The organism is Ruegeria sp. HKCCA4008 (assembly GCF_013033125.1).
Lineage (GTDB): Bacteria > Pseudomonadota > Alphaproteobacteria > Rhodobacterales > Rhodobacteraceae > Ruegeria.
Genome location: NZ_WQDM01000002.1, coordinates 159,271 through 185,121 on the forward strand (window position 1 = coordinate 159,271; position 25,851 = coordinate 185,121).

At 57.6% G+C, this 25,851-nt stretch carries 28 protein-coding genes and 1 tRNA gene; 17 read left to right on the forward strand and 12 right to left on the reverse strand.

Translation table 11 applies throughout. The annotated features are described in order from the left end of the window. Complete coding sequence (locus GOW60_RS05045; protein WP_152457539.1) at positions 1-483, forward strand: hypothetical protein; 483 nt, start codon at positions 1-3, stop codon at positions 481-483. Here the strand turns inward: GOW60_RS05045 and GOW60_RS05050 are convergent. From GOW60_RS05050 to GOW60_RS05060, 3 genes are read right to left on the reverse strand one after another with little or no spacing between them, the layout of a single operon-like run. Beyond that, a complete protein-coding gene (locus tag GOW60_RS05050; RefSeq protein ID WP_152457540.1) occupies positions 442-1,041 on the reverse strand; it encodes a TadE/TadG family type IV pilus assembly protein in 600 nt (199 codons plus the stop codon). The genes GOW60_RS05045 and GOW60_RS05050 overlap by 42 nt on opposite strands. A 4-nt stretch (positions 1,042-1,045) precedes the next feature. Then, positions 1,046-1,576 carry a TadE/TadG family type IV pilus assembly protein gene (locus tag GOW60_RS05055; protein ID WP_171119523.1) on the reverse strand — a complete coding sequence of 177 codons (531 nt, stop codon included), beginning with the start codon at positions 1,574-1,576 and terminating at the stop codon, positions 1,046-1,048. Further along, positions 1,573-3,258: a Tad domain-containing protein gene (locus GOW60_RS05060; RefSeq protein ID WP_171228466.1), complete on the reverse strand. Its 1,686-nt coding sequence runs from the start codon at positions 3,256-3,258 to the stop codon at positions 1,573-1,575. Before GOW60_RS05060 ends, GOW60_RS05055 begins: the two co-directional genes overlap by 4 nt. A gap of 332 nt (positions 3,259-3,590) precedes the next feature. On the opposite strand from GOW60_RS05060, the gene GOW60_RS05065 reads away from it, so the two are divergent. From GOW60_RS05065 to rpoD, 4 genes are all read left to right on the forward strand, one after another. After that, positions 3,591-5,021 (forward strand): Glu/Leu/Phe/Val dehydrogenase, encoded by a 1,431-nt coding sequence (locus GOW60_RS05065; RefSeq protein WP_152457543.1) that lies wholly within the window; start codon positions 3,591-3,593, stop codon positions 5,019-5,021. Positions 5,022-5,140: 119 nt separating this feature from the next. Next, positions 5,141-5,437 (forward strand): hypothetical protein, encoded by a 297-nt coding sequence (locus GOW60_RS05070; protein WP_152457544.1) that lies wholly within the window; start codon positions 5,141-5,143, stop codon positions 5,435-5,437. Positions 5,438-5,517: 80 nt separating this feature from the next. Continuing rightward, the gene (dnaG, locus tag GOW60_RS05075; protein ID WP_171228467.1) at positions 5,518-7,464 is read left to right on the forward strand and encodes a DNA primase; all 1,947 of its coding nucleotides are present in this window, start codon (positions 5,518-5,520) and stop codon (positions 7,462-7,464) included. A gap of 113 nt (positions 7,465-7,577) precedes the next feature. Further along, on the forward strand, positions 7,578-9,566 hold the full coding sequence (gene rpoD, locus GOW60_RS05080; protein ID WP_171228468.1) for an RNA polymerase sigma factor RpoD: 1,989 nt from the start codon (positions 7,578-7,580) through the stop codon (positions 9,564-9,566). 161 nt (positions 9,567-9,727) lie between these two features. On the opposite strand, the gene GOW60_RS05085 is transcribed toward rpoD, so the two are convergent. Continuing rightward, positions 9,728-10,768 (reverse strand): AraC family transcriptional regulator, encoded by a 1,041-nt coding sequence (locus GOW60_RS05085; protein ID WP_171228469.1) that lies wholly within the window; start codon positions 10,766-10,768, stop codon positions 9,728-9,730. A 451-nt stretch (positions 10,769-11,219) separates the two neighbouring features. Here GOW60_RS05085 and GOW60_RS05090 point away from each other — a divergent pair, with 451 nt between their 5' ends. The 4 genes from GOW60_RS05090 to ribD all read left to right on the forward strand — a co-directional run bounded on the left by GOW60_RS05090 (position 11,220) and on the right by ribD (position 13,747). After that, positions 11,220-11,624: a hypothetical protein gene (locus tag GOW60_RS05090; protein WP_152457548.1), complete on the forward strand. Its 405-nt coding sequence runs from the start codon at positions 11,220-11,222 to the stop codon at positions 11,622-11,624. Between the two features lie 21 nt (positions 11,625-11,645). Next, positions 11,646-12,059, forward strand: a complete 414-nt coding sequence (locus GOW60_RS05095; RefSeq protein WP_171228470.1) for a secondary thiamine-phosphate synthase enzyme YjbQ — start codon at positions 11,646-11,648, stop codon at positions 12,057-12,059. Between the two features lie 120 nt (positions 12,060-12,179). Continuing rightward, positions 12,180-12,650, forward strand: coding sequence for a transcriptional regulator NrdR (gene nrdR / locus GOW60_RS05100; protein WP_117869416.1), 471 nt, complete (start codon positions 12,180-12,182; stop codon positions 12,648-12,650). After that, on the forward strand, positions 12,647-13,747 hold the full coding sequence (gene ribD, locus GOW60_RS05105) for a bifunctional diaminohydroxyphosphoribosylaminopyrimidine deaminase/5-amino-6-(5-phosphoribosylamino)uracil reductase RibD (RefSeq protein ID WP_171228471.1): 1,101 nt from the start codon (positions 12,647-12,649) through the stop codon (positions 13,745-13,747). The genes nrdR and ribD overlap by 4 nt, the downstream gene beginning before the upstream one ends. A 2-nt stretch (positions 13,748-13,749) precedes the next feature. Here the strand turns inward: ribD and GOW60_RS05110 are convergent, their stop codons facing one another. From GOW60_RS05110 to GOW60_RS05120, 3 genes are all read right to left on the reverse strand, one after another. Then, positions 13,750-15,750, reverse strand: coding sequence for a capsular polysaccharide biosynthesis protein (locus tag GOW60_RS05110; RefSeq protein ID WP_171228472.1), 2,001 nt, complete (start codon positions 15,748-15,750; stop codon positions 13,750-13,752). Between the two features lie 3 nt (positions 15,751-15,753). Continuing rightward, positions 15,754-16,827, reverse strand: coding sequence for a polysaccharide biosynthesis/export family protein (locus GOW60_RS05115; RefSeq protein WP_254443847.1), 1,074 nt, complete (start codon positions 16,825-16,827; stop codon positions 15,754-15,756). Between the two features lie 140 nt (positions 16,828-16,967). Continuing rightward, the gene (locus tag GOW60_RS05120) at positions 16,968-18,257 is read right to left on the reverse strand and encodes a capsule biosynthesis protein (protein WP_371813328.1); all 1,290 of its coding nucleotides are present in this window, start codon (positions 18,255-18,257) and stop codon (positions 16,968-16,970) included. Between the two features lie 150 nt (positions 18,258-18,407). Between GOW60_RS05120 and GOW60_RS05125 the strand changes: the two genes are divergently transcribed. The 5 genes from GOW60_RS05125 (at position 18,408) to GOW60_RS05145 (ending at position 21,614) form a co-directional block, all read left to right on the forward strand. Next, positions 18,408-18,995 carry a riboflavin synthase gene (locus GOW60_RS05125; RefSeq protein WP_171228475.1) on the forward strand — a complete coding sequence of 196 codons (588 nt, stop codon included), beginning with the start codon at positions 18,408-18,410 and terminating at the stop codon, positions 18,993-18,995. A gap of 99 nt (positions 18,996-19,094) precedes the next feature. Continuing rightward, positions 19,095-20,216, forward strand: a complete 1,122-nt coding sequence (gene ribB / locus GOW60_RS05130; RefSeq protein WP_171119533.1) for a 3,4-dihydroxy-2-butanone-4-phosphate synthase — start codon at positions 19,095-19,097, stop codon at positions 20,214-20,216. Positions 20,217-20,218: 2 nt separating this feature from the next. Further along, positions 20,219-20,770, forward strand: coding sequence for a 6,7-dimethyl-8-ribityllumazine synthase (locus GOW60_RS05135; RefSeq protein WP_171206893.1), 552 nt, complete (start codon positions 20,219-20,221; stop codon positions 20,768-20,770). Continuing rightward, on the forward strand, positions 20,767-21,249 hold the full coding sequence (gene nusB / locus GOW60_RS05140; protein WP_152457557.1) for a transcription antitermination factor NusB: 483 nt from the start codon (positions 20,767-20,769) through the stop codon (positions 21,247-21,249). The genes GOW60_RS05135 and nusB overlap by 4 nt, the downstream gene beginning before the upstream one ends. Positions 21,250-21,308: 59 nt before the next feature. Next, positions 21,309-21,614 carry a hypothetical protein gene (locus GOW60_RS05145; RefSeq protein ID WP_171170548.1) on the forward strand — a complete coding sequence of 102 codons (306 nt, stop codon included), beginning with the start codon at positions 21,309-21,311 and terminating at the stop codon, positions 21,612-21,614. 214 nt (positions 21,615-21,828) lie between these two features. Here the strand turns inward: GOW60_RS05145 and GOW60_RS05150 are convergent, their stop codons facing one another. Beyond that, positions 21,829-22,254: an SRPBCC domain-containing protein gene (locus GOW60_RS05150; protein WP_171228476.1), complete on the reverse strand. Its 426-nt coding sequence runs from the start codon at positions 22,252-22,254 to the stop codon at positions 21,829-21,831. After that, a complete protein-coding gene (locus GOW60_RS05155) occupies positions 22,247-22,570 on the reverse strand; it encodes a helix-turn-helix transcriptional regulator (protein ID WP_171228477.1) in 324 nt (107 codons plus the stop codon). The genes GOW60_RS05150 and GOW60_RS05155 overlap by 8 nt, the downstream gene beginning before the upstream one ends. Before the next feature lie 114 nt (positions 22,571-22,684). Between GOW60_RS05155 and GOW60_RS05160 the strand changes: the two genes are divergently transcribed. Beyond that, a complete protein-coding gene (locus GOW60_RS05160) occupies positions 22,685-23,116 on the forward strand; it encodes an MmcB family DNA repair protein (RefSeq protein ID WP_152457561.1) in 432 nt (143 codons plus the stop codon). 2 nt (positions 23,117-23,118) lie between these two features. Here the strand turns inward: GOW60_RS05160 and GOW60_RS05165 are convergent, their stop codons facing one another. Then, on the reverse strand, positions 23,119-23,307 hold the full coding sequence (locus GOW60_RS05165; protein ID WP_171228478.1) for a DUF6324 family protein: 189 nt from the start codon (positions 23,305-23,307) through the stop codon (positions 23,119-23,121). Between the two features lie 77 nt (positions 23,308-23,384). On the opposite strand from GOW60_RS05165, the gene GOW60_RS05170 reads away from it, so the two are divergent. Together GOW60_RS05170 and GOW60_RS05175 are read left to right on the forward strand one after the other, a co-directional pair. Further along, positions 23,385-23,867 carry a GNAT family N-acetyltransferase gene (locus GOW60_RS05170; RefSeq protein ID WP_171228479.1) on the forward strand — a complete coding sequence of 161 codons (483 nt, stop codon included), beginning with the start codon at positions 23,385-23,387 and terminating at the stop codon, positions 23,865-23,867. A 47-nt stretch (positions 23,868-23,914) separates the two neighbouring features. Next, positions 23,915-23,991: transfer RNA gene (locus GOW60_RS05175), tRNA-His, on the forward strand. A 94-nt stretch (positions 23,992-24,085) separates the two neighbouring features. Here the strand turns inward: GOW60_RS05175 and GOW60_RS05180 are convergent. Beyond that, positions 24,086-24,892 (reverse strand): ABC transporter permease, encoded by an 807-nt coding sequence (locus GOW60_RS05180; protein WP_152457564.1) that lies wholly within the window; start codon positions 24,890-24,892, stop codon positions 24,086-24,088. Further along, complete coding sequence (locus GOW60_RS05185) at positions 24,889-25,776, reverse strand: ABC transporter permease (RefSeq protein ID WP_171170555.1); 888 nt, start codon at positions 25,774-25,776, stop codon at positions 24,889-24,891. The genes GOW60_RS05180 and GOW60_RS05185 overlap by 4 nt, the downstream gene beginning before the upstream one ends. Between the last annotated feature and the right edge of the window lie 75 nt (positions 25,777-25,851).

Genomic DNA, 25,851 nt, shown 5'->3' on the forward strand with positions numbered 1-25,851 from the left:
ATGCAGGACGAAGTGCTGGCAACGATTCAGGCGTCATCCCCCAGACGGTGGATCGGAGTAGGGATGCTGTCGACGGTTGGGGTGCTGGTCACATACGTCGCCTTGGCATCGCCGCCCGAACCGGCGTGGCAAGTATTTCTATTTGCTGTAGGGGGCGCGTCGCTTTGGCTGGCCTATCGTGTATGGCACGCGACCCAGGACCATATCGAACTGACACAGTCGGAATTGCGTACCGGGTCAGGTCAAATGATCGCAAAGGTGGCTGATATTGAGTCGGTGGATCGCGGCGTATTCGCGTTCAAGCCGTCAAACGGCTTTCTGGTGCGCACCAAGCACAAAGATACGTACCAATGGGCCCCCGGATTGTGGTGGCGGATTGGTCGCAGGGTCGGCGTTGGCGGCATGACGTCTGCCGCCGAGGCCAAGTTCATGTCAGAAGTCTTAAGCGCTATTATCCACGCAGACGACCGGAGGGCGCACTAGGTTGCAAGCGACCTTGGTGGAAAAGCGGGGACGGGTGAAGATGAAGTTTTGAAAGTTAATGCCGGTCGCCAGATCCCAGCCAGGTTTAAACTGAGGAATATACTCGTTGGATGTTTCCACCAGAATGACCGTGTCCTGATCCGGCATCGGCGGCAGACGGTTTTCGATTTCCTGGATGTTGTTGTCGTTCCATTCCGTGTCATAGCCGCGCACGGTCGACCAATCCACGTAGTGGCGGTTGTCGTTCTCGTCAAAACGGATCAGCGAGACACGCATGCGCACTTCAGACCGGTTGTTGACCATTTCGCCCATAAGTTCGTGAAGCGAGTCGATGTAAACATCAGTCACAGCGGCTGATTCACGTGAGATCAGATCGCTGACCGTATAGGCAGCTTTCAGGTTCGACGCGCTTTGACGAAATCCCTCGAATGCGGTGAACGTAAACGTAATCGTCCACAGCAACAGTGGGAAGATCATGATGGCCTCGACGGTCAGAATACCACTTTCGTCCTGCTTGAAGGCCTTGATGCGGTTTTTCACGTTTCTGAATACAAACATAGCTTTACCGTGGCTCCTGCACGAATGCGGTCGTTGCGGTCACTGCATAGTGGCCACTTTCGTCGACCACTGTGTTTGCGATGATCGAGCTTTCCAGAACAGGATCGATACGCAGGCAGGCCCGCAAAATCATCAACTCGTTTGAGGCCCCGCTTTTGAAGTCGAGCACTGGTTTGGGGTCTTCCGAACTGTCGGTGCAGGGTATTTCGTCCGAAAGTACGATGCCATTGAATGCATTCTGGCGAAGCATTTGCAGCCGCAGGTTGGTTTTACAATTCTTGATACCGGAAATGTCGCAAATCCGGTCCTTGATTACATCGTGGCTCCAGTTGGTGCCTGTGCCCAGACGGATATCCCGAACGACCAGATCAACACCCCGTTCCAGCGCGGCGTGCTTGGTGGTGATTATCGACATCTCTCCACCAATACCAATGAATGCCAGGAAAAACGGAATGATCATGACAAATTCGATCGTCGCGTTCCCGGACTCGGATCGCTTGAAAGTACGGAGTTTTGACAGTGATTTGCGGATCATTGCGTCAGCCTCAATTTGCGGATGGACGAAGCAATCGCAGTAAACGCCTTGTCCAGATCCAATCCAGCTACATTGTGAACATGGCTGTCCGAGCTTGCGCAGGATTTGATGGTATTCAAGCCGCTGGTGGGGGCCTCGAAAGCGATGCCATAGATGATGACACCCTTGTCTTTGGCCGCGCCGCAGATGCTGGTCGTGCGCGCGTTCTTTGTGGAAGATCCCACTGATTTTCTGAGGCCGTAGTACCAGTTATTCTCGTGGTTGCTTTGCCAATAGAAGTTGTTCTTGGCGTTCCACCACAGCGAAGCTCGGGCAAAAAGCTCGGGATAAGTCAGGCGAGTGGCGGTGCCGATCTCTTCGTTAGAGGAGTTTTCATTGGGTGGATTCCCAAAAGGATGGCCTGCCGTGACATAGCTGCCGTTTTCTTCTGTATGTTGCATCCAGACCCAACGATCTGGGTTGGTCGAATAGCGGATACTATATTCACCCTTTTTCCCGTCGGGTCTTTGATAGTCAGGGTTGAACCAAACTTCAGTCAGGCCACTACGCGCGGACGAGTCCAACATGTACTGCGAAGTGTTTTGCCCGTCGGTCATTACGATTACGACCTTAAGCACGTCCGAGTCATAAGATTCCGGGCGCAGAGCGAATTTTGCAGGAACCTTGTTTTCGGTGGCCAAGGCATTGATCACAGGCTGGAATGACGGATCCAGCATGCCGACACCCCATTTCATGCCTACGTCGATAGATGTGTTGCCACTTGCGGTCAGGGCATCGATGCGGTTGTGCAGATATTGGACATTGTCGGTGACAGCTGTAATTTCACTGCCGCTGCGAACAGGGCATACGAAATAGGCCGGGGGCTGTTCTCCATCGGTTGAAACGCCGTTGACGTTTGCCCAATTGTATCGCCAAGGATCGAAATGCCCAGTGCGCTGATAGAAGGTATTCGGGCTAAGCGTCGCAGATCCGAATTGTCCGGAAGTAAAGTTCACGCAATGGGAATAGTTGTGCTCTGAGGTCACGTTGGTGAATTTACCCAGAATGTCCTGCCCGGCATTGACTTGGGTGGCATAGGGGACAATCGACATCGAAATCTTGGTTTCACCAGATTCCTCAAGCATTTTGGTGACAAAGCCCTTCGCCGCGGTTCTCAAGACTTCAATCTTCGACTTTCCGGCGGTCGCGGAAGACCTTGTCATGGACCCGGACATGTCCAGAACCAGCGAGATTTCAACAGAACCGATGGACTCTATGGCAGTGCTTGCCGCTTTCATATTCAGTTCGGTAACTTTTCCGAACCTCATGAAACGCGTCGGAACGACTGCATTGGCGGTCGCGGCCACCTTTCTGGAGCCAAACCCTTCGGTGACGGTCACGGTTTTCTCAAGATGGCCCAGCCCGGCCTTTTCCATATAGGCGTCGACAACATCCTTGGGTGGCAGCTTTTGGTCAAGATCTGCTGCAGCAAGCACCGCACGGTCCAGCGTGGATTGCAGGCTGGCGCGGTCGCGCTCGTACGTCATCAGATCCATCGCCATGCCGGTGATGGCCAGCATCAGGATTAAAATGAGCAGGGTGAATATCGTAAAAGTGCCGTCTTCTTTTCGGGCAAACAGCCGCAACTGGGAAATCTTGTGTTTCGGCTTCGAGCCGTCGTTCTGAAGCGAGAAAATTATCATTTGATGACTCCGCCTCGCACATAGAAGTCGTGCGCCAAAGAAAGGAAATTCCGGTTAAATTTAATTTTCAAACGTGGCGTGAATTGGGCGAAAAAGGCTTGGTTTTGGCCTTTTTGCGCACTCAAGGGGTATAATTTTCACGTTTCCCCTGGTCTGTCGATGAAATGAAGACAATCAGTTAAGCGATTGACTGGATTGGGCGACTCACCATCAGGTCCTCAAGTCTCTGTTAAGAAGGTGATGAAAAAAAGTGCATTGTTTGATTGCAGCCAGACTTGAGTGGTGCGACAAAACGTCATGACGTTTCGTCATCCAGCGGTACGGAGGATTTTATGACCGGCATCCAAGAACCAAGCTTTCGCGAGAGTGTTGACCTGATGTTCAACAGGGCGGCCGCCCTGATGGAACTGCCGCCGGGGCTGGAGCAGAAAATCCGGGTTTGCAACGCGACCTATACAGTTCGGTTTGGTGTGCGTCTGCGTGGTGAGATCCATACGTTCACCGGGTACAGGTCTGTCCATTCCGAACATATGGAGCCGGTCAAAGGCGGCATTCGTTATGCCACTGCGGTGAACCAGGATGAGGTCGAAGCGCTGGCTGCGTTGATGACGTACAAATGCGCTCTTGTCGAAACGCCTTTTGGCGGATCGAAAGGCGGGCTTTGCATTGATCCCAGGAAATATGAAGAACACGAGTTGGAGCAAATCACGCGACGCTTTGCCTATGAACTTGCAAAGCGGGATCTGATCAACCCGTCGCAAAACGTTCCGGCGCCCGACATGGGAACGGGCGAACGCGAGATGGCCTGGATGGCCGACCAATACGCCCGGATGAACACCACCGACATCAATGCACGGGCCTGTGTGACCGGCAAGCCATTGAACGCAGGTGGTATCGCTGGGCGGGTTGAAGCCACCGGACGTGGCATTCAGTACGCTCTGCGCGAATTTTTCCGTCACCCCGAAGATGTCAGGGCGGCAGGCCTGTCGGGCAAGCTGGACGGCAAGCGTGTTGTGGTGCAGGGGCTCGGCAATGTGGGCTATCACGCTGCGAAGTTTCTGAGCGAGGAGGACGGTTCACGCGTTGTAGGTATCATTGAATGGGACGGAGCGCTCTATAACCCGGATGGTATCGACGTCGAAGCCGTCCGCCAGTGGATCGTCAAGCATGGCGGCGTCAAGGATTATCCGGACGCGACTCATTCAGCGGAAGGCACAAGCGTTCTGGAGGCTGAGTGTGACATTCTGATTCCGGCGGCCTTGGAGGGTGTCATCAACCTTTCCAACGCCGAGCGGATAAAGGCACCTTTGATCATCGAAGCAGCAAACGGCCCGGTCACCGCTGGCGCGGATGAGATTCTTCGCAAGAAAGGCACCGTTATCATCCCGGATATGTATGCCAACGCGGGTGGTGTGACGGTGTCTTATTTTGAATGGGTCAAGAACCTCAGCCACATTCGTTTCGGCCGGATGCAGCGTCGGCAGGAAGAGGCGCGACATGAACTGATCGTCAGCGAGCTGGAGCGGCTGGACCGTTATCTGGGTGACGCATGGTCGATGTCGCCGGACTTCAAGGCAAAATACCTCAAGGGTGCCGATGAGCTTGAACTGGTGCGCTCGGGCCTCGACGATACGATGCGGATCGCCTACCAGTCGATGCGTGAAGTGTGGCACAGCCGCGACGATGTCGAAGACCTGCGTACTGCGGCCTATATCGTGGCGATCGACCGCGTGGCCAAAAGCTATCGTGCCAAGGGGCTCTGAAGCAGGCGGGCGGGGTGATCATTTCGCCCCGCCGGTACGCGCCGCGGCTTGAATGTCGATGGCAGCCCGTTAGTTTGACGGATAGTAGATACTCAGAGAAACGAATCCCGGAGACCTCCATGTTGCGTATAGCCATTGTCGCGGCTCTGCTGGCCACCCCTTTGGCCGCTCAGGAAACTAAGGAACAAAGCTGCAAGTATCAGGCGGATGTGGTGGCAGCGATCCAGAAGGCGCGGCTGGACCGCGTGAAAGAACGCGATGTGGCGCAAGCCGTGGCTGATAGTGGCCCGACATGGCCCGAGAACTACAACGCCGCGATTCCGCTGATCACACCGTGGGTCTATGAACAAAAGATGCGCGACGTGCGCAAAAAGGATCTGGGCGCCGCTTGGCTTGAGCTGTGTTTGCAGCAATAATCCACAGCCCGGACATTTCCCTGTGGACAAACGCGCGCCATCCCCTTGGCGCGCGTTCCTGTTTCTGTCAGGTTTGACCCATGTCACTGCCCCCCGGATTTCTGGATGAACTGCGCACCCGCCTGAGCCTGTCTCAGGTCGTCGGGCGCAAGGTGATGTGGGATCAGCGCAAATCCAATCAAGGCAAAGGTGACATGTGGGCGCCTTGCCCGTTTCATCACGAAAAGACGGCCTCATTCCATGTCGATGATCAGAAGGGGTTTTATTACTGCTTCGGCTGTCACGCCAAGGGCGACGCGATCAGCTTTGTGAAAGAAACGGAAAATGTTTCGTTTATCGAAGCGGTGGAAATCCTCGCCCGCGAGGCTGGCATGCCGATGCCTGCGCGGGATCCGAAAGCGCAGGAAAAGCAGGATCGCCGCAGTCAGCTTGCCGATGTGATGGAGCAGGCGGTGCAGTTTTTCCGCTTGCAGCTGAAAACAGCGGCGGGGGCAGAGGCACGGGATTACCTGTCGCGCCGGGGTTTGGATCACAGCGCGCTGGATCGGTGGGAGATCGGGTTTGCGCCGGACAGTTGGCAGGCGCTTTGGGATCACCTGCGCGGCAAGAGCATCTCAGATGAGCTGATTCTTGGCGCCGGGTTGGCCAAGCCTTCAAACAAAGGCAAAAAACCCTATGACACCTTCCGCAACCGGATCATGTTCCCGATCCGTGATCCGCGTGGGCGCTGCATTGCATTCGGTGGCCGCGCGATGGATCCGAATGACAACGCGAAATACCTGAACTCGCCCGAGACTGAGTTGTTCGACAAGGGGCGCAGCCTTTACAATCAAGGTCCGGCGCGGCAGGCGGCGGGCAAAGGGCAGCCGCTGATCGTGGCCGAAGGGTATATGGACGTGATCGCGCTGGCCGAGGCGGGGTTTGGCGCGTCGGTTGCGCCTTTGGGAACGGCCATTACTGAACATCAGTTGCAGCTGCTCTGGCGGATCGCGGATGAACCGATGATTGCACTGGACGGGGATGCCGCGGGTCTGCGGGCGGCCATGCGGGCGGTTGATCTGGCACTGCCGCTGCTGGAGGCCGGAAAATCCCTGCGTTTTGCCTTGATGCCCGAAGGCAAGGACCCGGACGATCTGTTGCGCACCGAAGGCCCGGGCGCCGTTCAGGCCGTTCTGGAAGGGGCCATACCGATGGTCAAACTGTTGTGGCAGCGCGAGACCGAAGGAAAGGTATTCGACAGCCCGGAACGCAAGGCAGCACTGGACAAGGCACTGCGGGACAAGATCAAGCTGATCCGAGATCCCTCGATCCGCTTGCATTACGGTCAGGAAATCAAAGACCTGCGCTGGCAACTGTTCCGCCCGCGACGACAACCTCAAAACCGTCCCTGGCAACCGCGGGGAAAATGGCAGCCGCAACAGACCGCGACGCCGGGCGCGCGCAGTTCGTTTCTGGCCTCATCGGAAAACGCGGATATCCAGCTGCGTGAAGCCGCTATTCTGGCGATCTCGATTCTGAATCCCAAGGTTGTTGTCCAATTTGAGCAACAGTTGGAAGAAATGGAATGCCACAATCCTGACTACGCGGCGTTGCGCGATGCTGTTCTGCGTCACGCAATTGATGATCCGGACAACCTGAAAGACCACATTATCGCATCAATGGGGCCTGACGCCCTTGAAAACCTGCTGACCCTTCGCCATGTGGCAGTCATCCCCTGTGTGTCCAAGCCAGGCGACGTTGAAAAGGCCGAGATGACACTGGCCGAGGAACTCGCAAAGATCAAAGCGCTCCGGGGGTTGGATGCCGAGATTGCCGAAGCGGCGGAAGAACTGTCCGATCTGCCCGATGAGGCGCTGACATACCGGCTGGCGCAAGCCGCCGAAGAGCGCAACCGCACGAGTCGAAGCCAAAACGAGGATAGGGCCGTTTTCGACATTGCTGACAATGGGGCGCGAATCAATCGTGACGAGAAAGACGCGTTTGCGGCGATCATGTCAGGTATCAAATTCGAGCGGAAACGCCGATAAGTGGTGTTTTCGTAAGGCACTGGAAAAGAAAAACGGGTAAACGGGTGGCCGAATCACTTATACGCGCTAATGATTCGGCTGAGACGAATCACCCATCCCTGCAGGAGCATTGAATGGCCGCCAAGGATACGAACGAAGACCGCAAATCCGACGAGCAGGAACAGGAAATCTCGCTGGACATGAGCCAGGCGAACGTCAAGAAGATGATCGCCGAGGCTCGCGAGAAAGGTTACATCACCTACGACCAGCTCAATCAGGTGTTGCCGCCTGACCAGGTCAGTTCGGAACAGATCGAAGACGTAATGTCGATGCTGTCCGAGATGGGCATCAACATCATCGAAGATGAAGAGGCCGAAGAAGAAGAGAACAAAGGCTCGACCGAACTGGTTACTGCGGAAAGCAACCGTGAGGTTGCACTGGCCGGTTCCGGCACGGAAAAGCTGGATCGCACCGACGACCCTGTGCGCATGTATCTGCGTGAGATGGGGTCGGTCGAACTGCTGAGCCGCGAGGGTGAGATCGCGATTGCCAAGCGGATCGAAGCCGGTCGCAACACGATGATTGCGGGCCTGTGTGAAAGCCCGCTGACCTTTCAGGCGATCACCATCTGGCATGACGAATTGTTGTCCGAAGACATTCTTTTGCGGGATGTCATTGATCTGGAAACCACGTTCGGCAACCAGTTGGACGAAGACGGTGACGTTGAAGAGCCGGTCGTCGATACCTCGGCCGTGCAGGCGAACAAGCCAGCCAAGGATACCGGCCCCGAGCTGGATGCGGATGGCAACCCGCTGAACAACGATGACGATGACGATGACGACGATCAGGCCAACATGTCGCTGGCCGCGATGGAAGCGGCGCTGAAGGATCAGGTCCTGACCACGTTGGAGCGTATCTCGACCGACTTCTCGATGCTGTCTGAAATGCAGGACAGCCGGATTTCGGCCACGCTGAACGAAGACGGTACGTTCAGTGAAAAGGACGAAGAAACCTATCAGAAACTGCGGGCTGAGATCGTCGAACTGGTGAATGGCCTTCACCTGCACAACAACCGGATCGAGGCGCTGATCGACCAGCTTTATGGCATCAACCGTCGCGTCATGTCTCTGGACAGCGCGATGGTCAAGCTGGCCGATCAGGCACGCATCAACCGCCGTGAGTTCATCGAAGCGTATCGGGGACGTGAGCTGGATCCGAACTGGCTGGCCGAGATGGCCGAAAAGCCGGGCCGGGGATGGCAGATGTTCATCGAACGCTCGACCGCGAAGGTCGAGGAACTGCGCAACGACATGGCTCAGGTCGGCCAGTATGTCGGTCTGGATATCTCGGAATTCCGCCGCATCGTGCAGCAGGTTCAGAAGGGCGAGAAAGAGGCGCGGCAGGCCAAGAAGGAAATGGTCGAAGCCAACCTGCGCCTGGTGATCTCGATCGCCAAAAAGTACACCAACCGCGGCCTGCAATTCCTTGATCTTATTCAGGAAGGCAACATCGGCCTGATGAAGGCGGTGGACAAGTTCGAATACCGTCGTGGCTATAAGTTCTCGACCTATGCGACCTGGTGGATCCGCCAGGCGATCACCCGCTCGATCGCGGATCAGGCCCGCACGATCCGTATTCCGGTTCACATGATCGAAACGATCAACAAGCTGGTGCGCACGGGCCGTCAGATGCTGCATGAAATCGGCCGCGAGCCGACGCCGGAAGAACTGGCCGAAAAGTTGCAGATGCCGCTCGAGAAAGTGCGCAAGGTGATGAAGATCGCCAAAGAGCCGATTTCTCTGGAGACGCCGATTGGCGACGAGGAAGACAGCCAGCTGGGCGATTTCATCGAGGACAAGAATGCCGTGCTGCCCCTGGACAGCGCCATTCAGGAAAACCTCAAGGAAACCACTACGCGCGTGCTGGCCTCGCTCACCCCGCGCGAAGAACGGGTTCTGCGGATGCGTTTTGGCATCGGCATGAACACCGATCATACGCTGGAAGAAGTCGGCCAACAGTTCAGCGTGACCCGCGAACGGATCCGTCAGATCGAGGCCAAGGCGCTGCGGAAGCTGAAGCATCCCAGCCGTTCACGAAAACTCCGGTCTTTCCTGGATCAATAAGAACAAAGATCTATCAGAACAAAGGCGCCCCGTCAGAGGCGCCTTTTTTCGTTCACATTGGCTGGTTCTCGCATCACGTTGGCGCGAATGCACAAGGCCGGGGCGGTGTTCCTTTCTATATCGGTCTTGTCCACTCATGGGACAGGCCGGGGCGAGGTTTTTCAGGCTGATGACCCTCGGCCAGCTGTCCGAATGGGATGTTCCACTCGGGTCTTGAAGGCGCTGGGCGGTTGACCTGTCCACCGTTTGAAGGCGGTCGAAAAAGCAGCCTGATCGGCATAGCCCAGCGCGTATGAGATTTCAGACAGAGTCATGCCATTTGTGATGAATGTCTGGGCCAGATCACATCTTAGATCGTCCACAATATCGCGATAGCTTGTGCCTTCATCCTTGAGGCGTCGACTGAAGGTTCTGAGGCTCATCCCCAGGTCAGCCGCCGCATCTTCGGCTTGCAGGATTGCGCCGGGCAGGGATCGGGTGATCAGACCTTCGACACGGGCGCGGGTCTGGTGCTTGGGGGGTGTTTTTTCGGCCAGCAGACGTTCACCGTATTCCAGCAAATGCTCCCGCAGCTTGGGATCATAGGTCGGCACCTTCAATTCCAGCGCAGATAGCGGCAGAATGATCTCAATCTTTTCAGCGCTGAAAACCACCGGGCAGCCCGCCAGCTTTTCGTAGGTTTTGGCGTGGCTTCCAACTTTGTGCTGAAAGCGCATCTCGATCGGGTGCAACTTCACCTGCGTGAGGTTTCTCATCCTGGCCAGCGCAGCGAACAACAGGAATTCCGTGCGCCGATGATAGCGGGCAAAGCTGGCGTCTTTCCAATCGGCCTCAAGGGCCGCGAAGTTACCGGCAACACGGAAGCTGAGCCCGATGGCCGGATCGATGATGCCGTGAAAACGGGACAGGTTTTCCATCACCTGCCTCAAGTCGCGGGAGTATTTGCTGATATACCCTGTCACGGTCGAGGCCGACGTGACCTCGAGCCCGGTGCGCGCCGCAAATGTGATGTCACCAACGGCGTCACAGGCGTGCCGGATGAACAGGGCCTCTTTATGTGCGCTGTAGACTGTGGCAGGAGGCGCAATATCCTGCTGACGCAGCCCGGCCTGTTTCAAAACCCGCTGGGATAGTTCGCTGTTGCCGGCGTGGCGGTCCAGTGCCTGGATCAAAAAATGCAGTCGGTCGATATCTACATCCATCGTGGTAAAACACCTTGCGTTCTCAAATACCTTATCAGGGAAATCCCTCTTTTGACTTTGGCTTTTGGTAGGAAGAACTTTGCACTTGAGTATTGCTTGTTGGCAAGTTCTCGAAAGGTTTTGACCGGAACGCGCATGAAGTGCAGCGCGCTGCTGTCCAAATCAGCTTTGTTGCCGGGTCGGGACCTTTATGGGGATGAGGTCAGAGCCTCGGAGAAATCACCAATCTCTGCTCAGGGCTCCCCGGCACGCTCTTTTTCCCGCAGGTGACGCGTTGGTCTGCGACACCGGGCTTGGGCCTGCTGATCCGCTGTCAAGGCTGACTCACACCGGATCACGCTATGTACCTGGCGGGCTGAATTGATCGTGAGGTACCCTGTGAACGCGGTGAAGTTCGACTAACCTATTCAGAGGTCACTATTTGGAACAAGCAATCAGGGAAGAAATTACCATGAAACAGTCATACACTTTCGCCGCGCTGGCAGCCTTGGCCTTCAGTGTTCCATTGACAGCAGATGCTGCGCGGAACGGATTTCGAACGGAACCCATAAACGCCACTGATTTTGAGGTCATCCCCCGCGGCGACATGCGTACCGAAGGCTATTGGTGCGCGGCCGCAGATTATGCGCGCCGAACCTTGGGATTGGGTTGGACGGACCGGATTTACGTGCTGCGGGGGTACGGGCCCAGTGTCACAACCGGTCGCAGAACAGCGGTTCAGTTTTCGATCAAGCAACCTCAAACGGTTGATGTGCAACCCAGCAGCTTTGTCTCGTTCGGGTTTCAGCCTGGCAACAGTGAATCTGTACAAGGTGCGAATGCACGTTGTAATTATCGACCGTTCTTCAACGACTGACAAACGCGCAGGATAGACACGATGCAGACCGAGTTCGTTTTGCACACCCGTGGACCGGGGCTGTACGAATTCACGTCCGACGTTCTGCAATGGCTTGAACGGGTGGCGAAAGATGGGGTCTTGACCCTGTTCGTTCGCCACACTTCCTGCTCATTGCTGATTCAGGAAAACGCGGACCCCGAAGTTCAAACAGATCTTCAGGCGTTCTTCGAACGGCTGGTTCCACCGTCAGACAACCCTGCCATGTCCTATCTGCGGCACACCTATGAAGGCCCGGACGATATGCCTGCGCATATCAAGGCCGCGCTCTTGCCGGTTTCGCTGACGATCCCGGTGTCGCAGGGGCGGCCTGTTCTGGGAACATGGCAAGGGATTTACCTGTTTGAACACCGCACCGCGCCGCATCAAAGGAAGGTTGCGGCGTATCTGGCCTGACCCACTATTTAGCGGTTTGAATTTCCGACTACCCAAACCCTAGCGGCTGCCCTATAGTTGTGGATAAGTAAGCCGCAGCGCTTACAAAAAGAGGCCGAACATGGGACGAGGAGACGGCGGATGCGCTGCCCGTTTTGCGGAAATATCGACACTCAGGTGAAAGATTCACGCCCGGCAGAGGACCACGTGGCAATCCGCCGACGCCGGTTCTGTCCGGCCTGTGGCGGACGGTTCACGACCTACGAACGTGTGCAACTGCGTGATCTGGTTGTCATAAAAACCAATGGAAAACGCGAAGATTTCGATCGCGACAAGCTGGAGCGTTCGATCCGTATCTCGATGCAGAAACGCCCCGTTGATCCCGAACGGATCGATCAGATGATTTCGGGCATCGTGCGCCGTCTGGAAAGCATGGGCGACACGGATATCCCGTCCAACAAGATCGGTGAGATCGTTATGGAAGCTCTGGCGCGGATCGACACTGTCGCCTATGTTCGCTTTGCGAGTGTGTACAAGAATTTCCAGGCGGCCGATGATTTCGAGGAGTTCGTCCACGAACTGCGCCCGCCGCAGCCTTCGACTGACGAGTGAACGAAACAGATAAGCGATTCATGGCGCTTGCCCTGTCTTTGGGGCGGCGCGGTCAGGGGACGTGCTGGCCGAACCCCGCTGTGGGGTGTGTCATCGTTCGTGATGACCGGATCATTGGGCGGGGCTGGACACAGCCGGGTGGCCGCCCTCATGCCGAAACCGAAGCCTTGGCTCAGGCCGGGCAGGGTGCGCGTGGTGCGACCGCCTATGTAACTCTGGAACCCTGTGCCCATCACGGCAAAACGCCACCCTGCGCCGAGGCCTTGATTGCGGCAGGTGTATCCCGCGTTGTGGCCGCTGTCGAAGACAGCGATCCGCGCGTGGCCGGGCAGGGTTTTGCCATGTTGCGCGAGGCCGGGATTGACGTTGTAACTGGCGTTCTTGCGGAACAGGCAGAACGGGATCTGGAAGGCTTTTTCCTCAAGACTGAACAAGGTCGGCCTTTTGTGACGCTGAAGATGGCCAGCAGTTTTGACGGGCGCATCGCAACTTCGACAGGGCACAGTCAATGGATTACCGGACCGCAGGCACGTCGTGTGGTCCATTCCGTGCGTGCACGTCACGATGCGGTTATGGTCGGGGCAGGGACGGCGCGCGCCGACGACCCCTCGCTGACCGTTCGGGATCTTGGCGTTGAGCATCAACCCGTCCGCGTCGTGGTGTCCCGCCATATGGATATTCCTCTGATGGGCCAGCTGGCGCGCACAGCCTCAAAGATACCTGTCTGGCTGTGCCATGCGCATCACCCGGATGCCGAACGCGCACAGGCGTGGGAGGGATTGGGGGCAAAGCTGATCCCCTGTGCGTTGAAAGATCATCATATCGATGCGGTGGATCTGCTTCAGCAACTGGGTCAGGCCGGTTTGACCAGTGTCTTCTGCGAAGGCGGTGCCGCGCTTGCGGCCTCGCTGCTGGCCGAAGATTTGGTGGATGAGCTGATCGGGTTCACTGCCGGCTTAACCATCGGGGCCGAGGGCCTGGCCGCAGTTGGGACACTAGGTCTGGAAACGCTGGAGGCCGCCCCCAGGTTCGAATTGATCGAGACGCAGGCGGTCGGCGGGGATGTATTGCACCGTTGGCGCAGAGCGTCGGAATAACGTCAACGCCAAAGATGAGCGTGCGTTGCGAACGCGCCCTGAAGCTTTGACAGAAACCGGTTGAACGGACCGGACGGTGCCGAATACCCCAGCGCCAAGCGTTCAACGGCCACTTCGACAGGGCAGGGTTGTCTGGTGATCGGATCGAAATAGCGTGGATAGTCAATCAAGGTGGCGTGCACCAAGCCCATCAGCGACGGCCGTGCACCTCGCCTGACGGGGACGGTATCCAGATCGGTGGTCAGGCCCCATCCCGCATAGAAGGGCGCGCCCAGAGTCGTGACCTTCACCCCGCGCAACAATGCCTCGAACCCCAATAGCGATGTCATTGTCCAGACCTCGTCCACCTGCGTCAGCAGCGAGGCGGGGTCAGTCCGGGTCACGACAAGGTCCGCAAGTGACTCTGCGTCTATCTGGCCATCCCGCAACCCGGCTTCGACATCAGGATGCGGTTTGTAGATCAGGATTGCATCGGGGTTGGCTTCGCGCGCTGTTTGCAGCAGGTCCAGATTGCTGCGCACCGTGTTGGTGCCCAGCAGGATCGAGGCGTCATCTTCAACCTGTCCGGGCACCAGAATTCGGTGCCCATGGGGCACAACCGGCGCGGATTGGCCCGTGTTGTATTTGCTCAAACCATCGGCCAGCAATCTCTCGACAAGCCGTTCAGCGCGCAATTCCTGATCCGGGCGCAATGTTGCGCGCTCGCTGATCAGGTTTTCCAACTGGCTGGGCTTTGTGGGGTCATAGTAGATACCGATTTCGTCGGTTACCAGGGATAGGGGCGGAACAAGCGCCGCCCCAAGTCCGCGGGAACGCAAAAAGCCGTCTTCCACACGAACGGCCCCTTCGCTGTCGCGCGCCCGACTGGCCCAGACCATGTGGGGGCGATCTGAGGCATCAGGCTGTGTGGCCGTAAAGCGCAACGTGCCATGCCGCCCGAAAATCTGTTGCATGTGCCTGCGTTTCCACAGACGCATACCGGCAGCCGTCCAACCGAGCCTATCCTGCCGCCATGCGCGGGTCTGCGCCTCCAAAATGTCCAGAACCGTTTCCAGTTCGCAGAGCTGATCGCGAAAGGGGTCGTACCAGGTCGGGTAAAGCAGCATCGCGGCCGCGAACAGTTGCGCGCGGGTCAGGTTGCGCTGACGGCGCTGGACTGGGAATTCATCCTGCGTCAGGCCCCAGCCGGCATAGAACGGTTGACCGAAAACGCGCGGTTTGTGACCGGCCAGAATAGCTTCAAAGCCCAGTTGCGAGGAAACGGTATAAACCGCAACGGCGCCTTCAAGCAGGGGCCAGGGGCTGATCGGTTTGTCAAACCACGTGACCCGGTCTGACAGGTCCTGATCGGTGAAATGCCCCCGACGATGACCTGCCATCGTTTCTGGATGTGTCTTGATCAGAATGCGCGCGCCTGGGTTTTCCTCCTGCGCGACCACGAGCATTTCAAGAAAACGGGCACGATCGGCGCCGCTTGCCGTGACGGCGGCATCGCCAACCGTCTGATCGATGACCAGTACATAACCGGGGTCAGGTGCGGCAAGATCGGGGTCAAACGCGGAATACTTGCTGAGGTGCAATTCCCTGACCCGCTCCATCGCCGCGCGTGCGCGGTTCAGCAGCGCGGTGTCGTCCAAGGGATCAGTGTTCAGCAGCTTCTCAAGGTCGGAAGGTTCTGCCACATCGAAATGCGGGCCTGAACGGTCCAGCAAAAGACCCAAGGGCGGTTCACCGGCGCGCCCCAGGTGCAGAGACCTGAGAAAGGCATCCTCGACCCGCAGAACGGGTGCACGGTGTTTTTCGGCGATGCGCAGGCCCCGATACGCGGTCGGGCTGTTGCCCCATATGCCCACGCAATCGCCATCCTTGGGAAGACCCAGACGAATGTCATATCCGGCAAGCGTCAGAATCCGTCTCAGGCGTTTTTGCGTAAGAAACCCGCCGTTGTAGACGAACAGCCGGGTGCGCTCGGCCCCGGCTGCGCTGTCCGGATCGGGTACCATGCATCAGTTGCCGGTCAGCGTGGCGACGTTTGCGATGGGGGTCAGGCCACCAGCGATCAGCGAGATCGATTTGCTCCACTGTGCATAGGGTGCTTCGGTCACATAAATCGTATCATCGTCGCGGATCACGAAATCCCGCGCGATGAACAGGCCGTTGGGGGCCGTCAGGTTCAGCAGGTAGATCATGCGTTGATCCCCCTTCAGGTCGGCGCGTCCGGTGATGCTGCGCGCGATGTCCTGGCGCTCTTTTCGCAGAATGAAAATGCCGGTTGGATCAGAGGACAGTGTTAGCAGACCACCGACCTGAGCCAAAGCTTCCAACGCAGTAAGGTCTTGACTGTCAAAGGCCACACGAGACTGACCCCCGGTCGCGCCGAGAGCTATGTATGATCTGCTGTCTTCTTCCACCAAAATGCGGTCGCCGCCACGCAAAGCGACGTCCAGTTTCGGGTTGCGGAACAGATCTTCGTACCAGACGGTGCCCTTTTGATCCCCTCGGATCAATGTCACCAGTGCGATATCCGACGCTACTGAGACCCCGCCCGCCTTGGACAGCATGCCAAGCAGGGAACGGGTTGGGCGTTCGATCGGATAGATGCCGGGGGTTGCGACTGTACCCGTCAGCGAGACGGTGGAACCGTCACCCGCAACACGCCGCACTTCGATCTGTGGGTCGGGTGTCTGTTCCCGCAGCTTGTTCGTGATCAAAACGCGAAGCTGTTCGGGTGTGTTGCCCGCGGCCCGAATCCGACCCGCATAGGGGACGAAAATGAAACCGTCGCTGTCGACCTGAACTTCGTCCAGAATGGTCGCCGCACCGGTTTCGCCGGACAGCAACCCGTCGTCCACGTTTTCCCATATGGTCAGGCCCAGCACGTCACCGGGGCGGACAGTGTCGGCGGTCAAGGCCTGGGCGCTGCTGAACGAGGGCGAAAAGCCAAACTGAGGCACGGCGGATGCAAGGCGTGTCACGCGGTCATCGACTTCGACGACAAACGCGTTGCCGCCATTCTGGACGGCACCCGCCAGAATTTCGGTCTTGTTCGGCCCGGATTTCGGAAGTTGGCAGGCCGCCATCAAGCCGATTGCGGCTACAAGGGAGCCCCCCCGCATCCATCGCTTAGGAGAGAATTGCACTGCCGGATATCCTCAGTCTTTTGTTGTTGCGGGAAGATTAGCCGGTAAGCAGCACAACTTCCAGTCACAGAGCGCCCGAATTACTCGACGATTTTCAACTGTGGCGTCGGTGCCTCGTTCTTGTTCAGAAGGGCCTGATAAGGGTCACTGCTGCTGAGCATCATGTCCACGGCGCGGCGCAGCAACTGCCGCCTGCCGCGCCTGGAATAAAACCCGCCCGGAATCTGGCTGGTTTCCAGCAGGAATTGCCGGTAACAGCGATAGGCGTCGACATCCGGCGCGTCTGGTGCCGCAAAAAATGCGGCGATCGACTGCTGTGATACGAAGTCGGTCTTGTCATAAACCGAACGTCCGAAAATACGCAGCGGAATACCCCGCCACAAGACCTGCTGCCCCGCAGTGGAATTCACGGTGACGGCCGAGTTCGCCTCATCCAGCAAACCTGCCAGTTTTCCGCCGGGGACATAGTGAACACGGTTCTGCACCCCGTGTTTCCTGGCAATCTCCATGGCGCGAAGGTGCAATGGTTCACGGTGGTTTTCCAAAGGGTGCTCTTTTACAACCAGCCTGTGATGCGCCGGTGCGCCTTGCGCGAATCCTGCGATGACCAGTTCCAGAAAATCGGACATGCAAGAGAATTCGGAATGGGCCTGAACCGAACTGTCATGCCCCAGTTGCAGCAACACGAGGTGATAGGGGAAGCCCCCCCATCTGACGCGCGCCGTGGCAATGCTGCGTTGCAGGCGATGAACAGGCATCAGCATCAGGCGTTCGAAATACAACCGGAATTCCTGTGAAACCGACAGATCACGATGAGGCCGGAAATTGCGGTATCCCTTGTTCAGGAACATGACGAACCAATGATAGAGGGCGCCGTAGAATATGTGTTGCCGCATATCCCCCCAATGCGATGGTGGCGGGGGCGTTTTGCTGTCCGACCGGGCCAGAGCCTGCCGCATCTGGTCGACATTCAGTGACATCAGGCGCGAGTGCCCGTTTGACCCGTTCCGCTCGTACGTAACCCACCAAGGCCGCAGGTAACCTTCTTCGAAAACGTGAATTGTCAGCCCTTGAGACTTCGCAATCTCAACTGCGCGGGCGTGGACCGGTCTCGTGTCGCCATAAAGAACGATATCCGTGACGCCCTTGTCGGCAATCAACCTGTTCAATGTCTCGGGCCAATCGTCGGGCCTGTTCCGGAACGCGATGAAACTTGCCTTGTCGAACCAGAACGCCTGATCCCCCGCATTGAACCCAACCCGCCAGACCTGTGCCCCCGTGGCGCGCAACATCTGCCCGAGTGTTGAGAAAAACGGCCCGTGAGGTCCCTGAAGAAACAGGAAGACCCGTTTGTCTGAGCCTGAAGGCATTTGCGGCATCTGGACTGCTCTTTTAGTATTTGTTGCCGAAACTATGCCCGTTTGGGCCTTGTACGGCAAGGCGGGGCTTGCCCGCGCGGCCCATTGGGCTTACCTCGACGGTGAATAGCAGGCACAGGTTAGGAACTGAGGGTTAACGGAATGTTCACAGGGATCGTCACCGACATCGGCACCGTCACCGAGCTGGAACAGCAGGGGGATCTGCGCGCCCGGATCAAGACGGCCTATGACACGGCCGGTATCGATATCGGAGCCTCGATTGCCAGTGATGGTGTGTGCCTGACGGTGATCGCGCTGGGCGACGATTGGTATGATGTTCAGATCAGCGCCGAGACGGTTTCGAAGACCAATCTTGACACCTGGGCCGTCGGAAAACGCGTCAATCTGGAGCGAGCGCTGAAAGTCGGTGATGAACTGGGCGGTCACATCGTTTCGGGTCATGTGGATGACGTGGCCGACGTGGTCGCGGTCGAAGATGAAGGCGACAGCACACGTGTCACCTTGCGCGCACCGAAGGAACTGGCCCGGTTCATAGCGCCCAAAGGGTCGGTTGCGCTGAACGGGACATCGCTGACGGTCAATGACGTGAATGATTGCGAGTTTGGCATCAATTTCATCCCTCACACCAAGGAAGTCACGACCTGGGGCGATGTGGGTGTGGGCGATCGCGTCAATCTTGAGATCGATACGTTGGCCCGGTACGTCGCGCGTCTGGCCGAGATGTCCTGATACGTCGCGTCGGAAAGTACCTGCGCCGTTTGTGGACTGGTCTTTGCGCCCTCAGTGGTCTATTCCGCCGAGCAAACCTGCCATGTGAAAGGCTGCCCCATGAGCTTTGAAACCCCCGGACCGGTCGAGGCCCAGTTGCGTGACGCGATCAGCCCGATCGAAGAAATCATCGAAGAGGCGCGCGCTGGCCGGATGTACATTCTGGTCGATCACGAAGATCGCGAGAACGAAGGCGATCTGGTGATCCCGGCCGAGTTTGCGGATGCCGAGGCGATCAACTTCATGGCCACCCACGGGCGTGGCCTGATCTGTTTGCCGATGACGGCGGAACGGATAGATGCGCTGGGCCTGCCGATGATGGCCGTGAACAACTCATCCCGGCACGAGACGGCCTTTACGGTTTCGATTGAGGCGCGCGAAGGTGTCAGCACCGGGATTTCAGCCGCCGACCGGGCGCTGACCGTGGCGACCGCGATCAACGAACAGAACACGATGGCGCATATCGCCACCCCGGGCCATGTCTTCCCGTTGCGGGCAAAGCGGGGCGGGGTGCTGGTGCGCGCAGGCCATACCGAGGCCGCCGTGGATATCTCGCGTCTTGCCGGGCTGAACCCGTCAGGCGTGATCTGCGAGATCATGAATGAAGACGGAACCATGGCGCGCCTGCCGGATCTGGTCGAGTTCGCCAAAAAGCACAACATGAAAATCGGCACGATCAGCGATCTGATCAGCTATCGGGCGCGCAATGACAATCTGGTTGTCGAGACTTCTCGTCAAACAGTCACCTCGGAATACGGCGGTGAGTGGGAAATGCGGATTTTCACCGATCAGACCCACGGCATTGAACATGTGGTCATGATCAAAGGTGACATCACCACGCCCGAGCCCGTTCTGACGCGCACGCACGCCCTGCACGAAGCGCCGGATATCCTGGGGCTTGGTCCGAAATCATCGCGCGAGTTGCCGCGCGCAATGGAAAAGATCGCCGAAGAGGGCCGCGGCGTGGTCTGCCTGTTCCGCCAGCCGCGCAACTCGTTGTATGCGGTCGAAGATGAAGGCCCGCGCACCATCAAGCAAACCGGTCTGGGGGCGCAGATCCTGTCCAAGATGGGGATTCAGGAACTGGTGCTGCTAACCGACTCTCCTGAAACGGTGTATCTTGGGCTGGACGCGTTTGGCCTGTCCATCGTCGGCACCCGCTCGATTCTGAAGGAAGACTGAACATGGCTGAACAAGACAAACACGGAATTCTGCCAACACCCAGCTTCGACAAGCCGGTGAAACTGCTGATCGTGGCCGCTCCGTTCTACCGCTCGATCGCCGACAACCTGATTGCGGGTGCCACGGCCGAGATCGAAGCGGCTGGCGGCACCTGCGAAGTGGTCGAAGTGCCCGGCGCGCTGGAAATCCCCACGGCCATCGCCATGGCCGACCGACAGTGCAACTTTGACGGCTATGTCGCGCTTGGCTGCGTCATCCGCGGTGAGACCACGCATTACGAAACCGTCTGCAACGACTCCAGCCGCGCGATCCAGCTGCTGGGCCTACAGGGGCTGTGCATCGGCAACGGCATCCTGACGGTCGAGAATGACGAGCAGGCCGAAGTCCGCGCCAACCCCGAAAAGATGAATAAAGGGGGCGGCGCGGCCGCTGCGGCCTTGCATCTGATCGCGCTCAGCCGTAAGTGGGGCGCTTCGAAAAAGGGCGTCGGATTCAAGCCGCCGTCCGAGTCCATCCTGGTGGCGGGCGACAGCAACGGATCAACGACAGCATGACCCAGACAGACACGCCGAAACCGGCAAACCGGAAACGCCTGATGAAATCCGCAGCGCGGCTTTATGCCGTGCAGGCGCTGTTCCAGATGGAACAGTCGGGCCAGACGACCGAGCAGGTGGTCAACGAGTTTCTGGACCACCGGTTCGGCGCGGTCTACGAGGGCGACGAGATGCTCGAGGGCGACAGCACGCTGTTCCGCAAGCTGGTGGATGACGCGGTGAACTATCAGGCGCCGATCGACCAGATGACCGACCGCGCGCTGGTGGCGAAATGGCCGATCGCGCGCATCGACCCGACCCTGCGCGCGCTGTTTCGCGCGGCGGGTGCGGAACTGACCCAAAGCGGCACACCGCCCAAGGTGGTGATCACCGAGTTTGTCGATGTGGCGCGTGCCTTTTTTTCAGAAGGTAAAGAACCAAAATTCGTCAATGCCGTGCTGGATCACATGGCGCGCGAGGCCCAGCCCGAGGCGTTCTGACACGTTTACCTGAACCAGACATGCGCTAGCATTGTTGTCGAAGCGCAAGGAGGTTCGCCATGCCCAAACTGATCCGCCTGTATATCACGCAAGTCGCCTGGGGTTTTGTCATTTCGGCCGTGTTTGTCGGGGTGCTCCTGGCGCTGAACGTCGCGAACCTTCGGCATCTGATCACCGGGTCGGAAATCGGCCTGATCGCGTTGGTGATGATCTGGTTCATGAACGGCATCGTCTTTGCCGGCGTTCAGTTCGCGTACAAGATCATGAGCATGGCGGAAAAGCCGCAGGGGCCGCGTCGGGGAACACCGGTCGCACACAGCTTCGAGCCGGCAACCGTGAAACAGGAAGCCCACGCAGGGCGCTGATATTTCAGGGAAAGTGCGGCGGGACCACCAGTCAACCGTGCGGTTTGATTCCCGAGGACCTGTATGTACAGGTGGGCGCCGGGTAATCAGGCCAGGACCTGAACAGAGCCAGCCCCCTCGGAATTGCTTAAGGCCACCAGAATGCTACCTGTCACAAGAAGGGCAGAACCCGCCACGCGCTTAAGTAGGGTGTCTGACGGGTTCGCGCAAGAGGTCAGGCGTCAACTGTTTCGTGCAATGCCACACGCAACTTGCCGAAATGTTCATCCCATCCTTTGTCCAGGGCCAGGATCAGATCAAATGCAGCGACGCCTTGCGGTAATCCTTCGTGCACAAGCTCAAGACGTGTGCCGCCCAAGACCGGCTCCAATGTCCATTTGACCACGCTTACAGCGTCTCCCATCGGTTTGACGGTGAAGGTGTGTTCAAGATATTTTGGGGGGCGGGCGATACGGACCTCTCCCCAGATCAGCAAGTCGCCGCTTGTCGTGCCGAACATTTCAAGCTTCTGACCTTCTGCCAGTGTTCTTTCAGGCTTGTGGAACCATTCCGCCAGATGCTCAGGTTCCGTCAGATAGGCCCAAACGGTTTCCGGTTCCGCCCTGAGGAAAATCGATTTCTTCAATACGGCATCAGTCATTTTCTTTCCTTTCAATGGCTTCCTTGAGAGAGTTGAGGCGATCGTCCCAGAACTGGTCAAAATAGCTGAGCCAGTCGAGCACCGGGGCCATACCCTGTGGTTCAAGCCGATTGATGCGTTCCCGGCCGCGCGCTTCGACTGTGATCAACCCACCGTCGGAAAGAATCGTCAGGTGTTTTTTGACCGCAGCGCGGGTCATGTCGAACCGGTCCGTCAACTGCCCGATCGTCATGTCCTGTGACGAGAGCAGTCGCACGATGCTCCGGCGTGTGGGATCGGCCAGCGCGCGAAACGCGTTTTGAGTTTGGTTCTCCATAAGCAACCTCAGAAATGGTACCTTTTGGTATTATATTTATGCGATACCAAGAGGTACTATGTCAAGGTGCAAAGGCGCTTTACTTTTGTTCGCTAATTGTTCACATTTTCAGCCATGACTTTGGATCTGCAACCTGGACAAAGACTGGCACGTGGCGTCGCGCGGCATCTTGCGGCCCATGGCTTTGTTTCCGTGGAGGAATTCGTGCCTGCGCGCGGGTTGCGCGTTGACGTGATGGGGCTGGGGCCAAAGGGTGAGTTGTGGGTGATTGAATGCAAATCCAGCCGTGCCGATTATCAGTCGGATTCGAAATGGCAGGGCTATTTGGAATGGTGTGACCGATTCTTTTGGGCCGTCGACACGGAATTCCCGACCGATCTGTTGCCAGATGAAACAGGCCTGATCATCGCCGATGCCTATGACGCGGAAATCGTGCGCATGGCGCCCGAGGACAAAATCGCACCGGCGCGGCGCAAGAAGATGATCCAGAAATTTGCAACGGATGCCGCGCGCCGTTTGCACGCGCTTCGGGATCCCAGGCTGTAAGGTCAGCCTTTGACCGAAAGGGCGGCTTGTACCGCAGCACGAATTTCGTCGGCGATTTCTTCTGCTTCTTCCGGGTCAAAATCCATCGGTATTTCGATGCCGTCAGCTTCGATGAACAGGCGGACCATACCCTGATCGGTCGGACCGATTTGCAGGTTTGCTTGAATGTCGCGTTCGGTATTGATGCCCATCTGTGCCTCCGAGACTGAGCGTTCCTGCTAGCGCGCACGGGGTTGAGAATCAAGTCACCTTTGCGGTCAGATGAGATATGGAAGACGCCGTTCTCAGACCCTTTCACCCCGATGACGCCGCGTGGCTGGTTGAACAGCACGGTCTGCTTTATGCGCGCGACGAAGGGTTTGATGACAGCTTTGCGCCCCTAGTGGCCAGCATCCTTGACGACTTCATGGCCAACAGTGACCCCGAGCTTGAAAGAGGCTGGATCGCCGAGCAGGACGGGCAGCGTCTGGGCAGTATTTTCTGCGTTGCTGTTGACCGGAATACCGCCAAGTTGCGGCTGTTTCTGCTTGTCCCGAAAGCACGAGGGCAGGGGCTGGGAAAGCGCCTGCTGCAAGCATGTACTGCCTTCGCACGCGGGGCAGGATACAAAGAAATGGTTCTGTGGACGCACGAAAGCCATACTGCCGCCTGCGCACTTTACAAGGCGTCCGGCTGGGAATTGACAGACAGCAAAGCGGTGCATTCCTTCGGTGTCGATCTTGTCGAACAAAGCTGGAAATTTCGGCTTTAATCCTCTTGCATTCCGCGGGCGTGTTCGGTACATCGCCCCTCACGAGTGCCGCCTTAGCTCAGTTGGTTAGAGCGCTGGATTGTGGATCCAGAGGTCCCCTGTTCAAGCCAGGGAGGCGGTACCACTTCTCCCCTTTTGAATGTGCTGAAAAACGCGTGGGCGCGCGGTGATTGGCGTTGATTTGGTTTGGTGTCCAGACGTGACTGGCACGCCGAAACTCAGCGCGCCAGGTTCAGTTTGAACCGCATCTTGGCCCGTTTTGCGACCGGAAGGTGCCGGTTCAGGCGTTTGTTGATCAGGCCAAAGCCCCCGACGATCACCAGCGTCAGCAGGATGAAATAGAACGCCAGTATCGGGTATGGGATGAACGGGTTGAACGTCTTGTCTGCAAAGTAACTGGCGTAATACAGGGCGTCTCCGCGTTGCTGCCATGCCGGGAAGGCTGAAAAGAAAACCAGCGTTGTCGCGTGGAAAAGAAAGATCGCTTCGTTCGTGTAGGCAGGCCAGGCAAGCCGCAACATGGTGGGCCAGACGATCCGGCGAAAACGGGCCCAGCCTGACATGCCATAGGCATCTGCGGCTTCGATATCGCCCTTGGGAATGGACCTTAGCGCTCCGTAAAAGATCTCGCCCGAATAGGCTGCGGTGTTGAGGAACAGCACGATCAGCGCCCCCAGCCAGGCCGAGGTGAAGGCGTCGAACATCGGGTTAGATTTCTTCAGCGACAGGAACAGGAAATAGGCGAAGAAAAACTGGATAAACAAGGGCGAGCCGCGAAACAGGAAAATGAACCATTCCGAGGGTTTGCGGAGCCATTTGTTTGCTGAGGCCTTGCCGACGGCCAGGGCCGTAGCCAGAAAGAATCCGGTCGCCAGCGCCATGATCCCGAAATAGACATTCCAGATCATCCCCGAACCGATCAGCGTGAACTGTTCGCACAGGGTGAAGTCACTTTTGGGCAGCAGCCGCTCGCCGATACCCAGGGACCGCAGGCCGTAATCTTGAATCGTCTGCAAGCAGCTCATGCCGTGGTCTCCTTGCGCAGAAGCTCGCCGCCGGACGTGGCCTGCCCGTGGGACAGTTTCCGCATCAGCTTTTCAAGCCCAAGTTCAGATACGCGCGTCATGCCGAGGTAGAAGACAAGCAGGAACAGGAAGTACCACATGCGCCAGTCGCCATGCGGATACTGGGTGAACTTGGACGTCTTGGTGCCGCCAAGTTCGCGGGCCCAATAAACGATGTCTTCGATCCCCAGCAGGAACAGCAGCGGAGTGGCCTTGATGAGAACCATCCAAAGATTCGACAGGCCGGGCAGGGCATAGACCCACATCTGCGGCACAAGGATGCGCCAGAAGGTCTGACGACGGGACATGCCATATGCTTCGGCGGTTTCTAGTTGCGCGTGGGGCACGGCGCGCATTCCACCAAACAAAACGTTTGCCGCAAACGCGCCGAAAACAATCGAGAAGGTAACGACGGCCAGGAAAAAGCCGTAGGTTTCATGCACCCATTCCGGTGCGGTCCCCAATGGCAGCTTGGCCGCCTGACAGACGATAAAGTCATTTCCCTGCCGGATCGGGTCGGTCCATTCGGGGCACAATATCTTATGCCGCGTCCATTCGAACGCCTGATCCAAGGCTATCACGAAAAACAGGAAGAAAGCGATGTCCGGAACACCGCGCACGATGGCAATATACCCTTTGCCCAGCCAGCTCAGCGGCGGGAAATGTGATCGGGCGGCCATTGCGCCAACAAAACCAAACGCCAATGCGACCGGCGCGGTCACCGCCAGCAATCCCAACACCTTGAGGAACGACAGGTAGAAGGACCAGTGCACGCCGTTGGTCAGGTAGCAGGAGAACCATCGGAATGTTCCGAGCGTGTCAGGGTCAGCGCAATAGGAAAACATAAAGCGTCTTTCGAACGTCGTACCCGGTTGTTTCACCGGGCAGGGTTCGGCGCGATGGACGCGCCGAACCGCTTG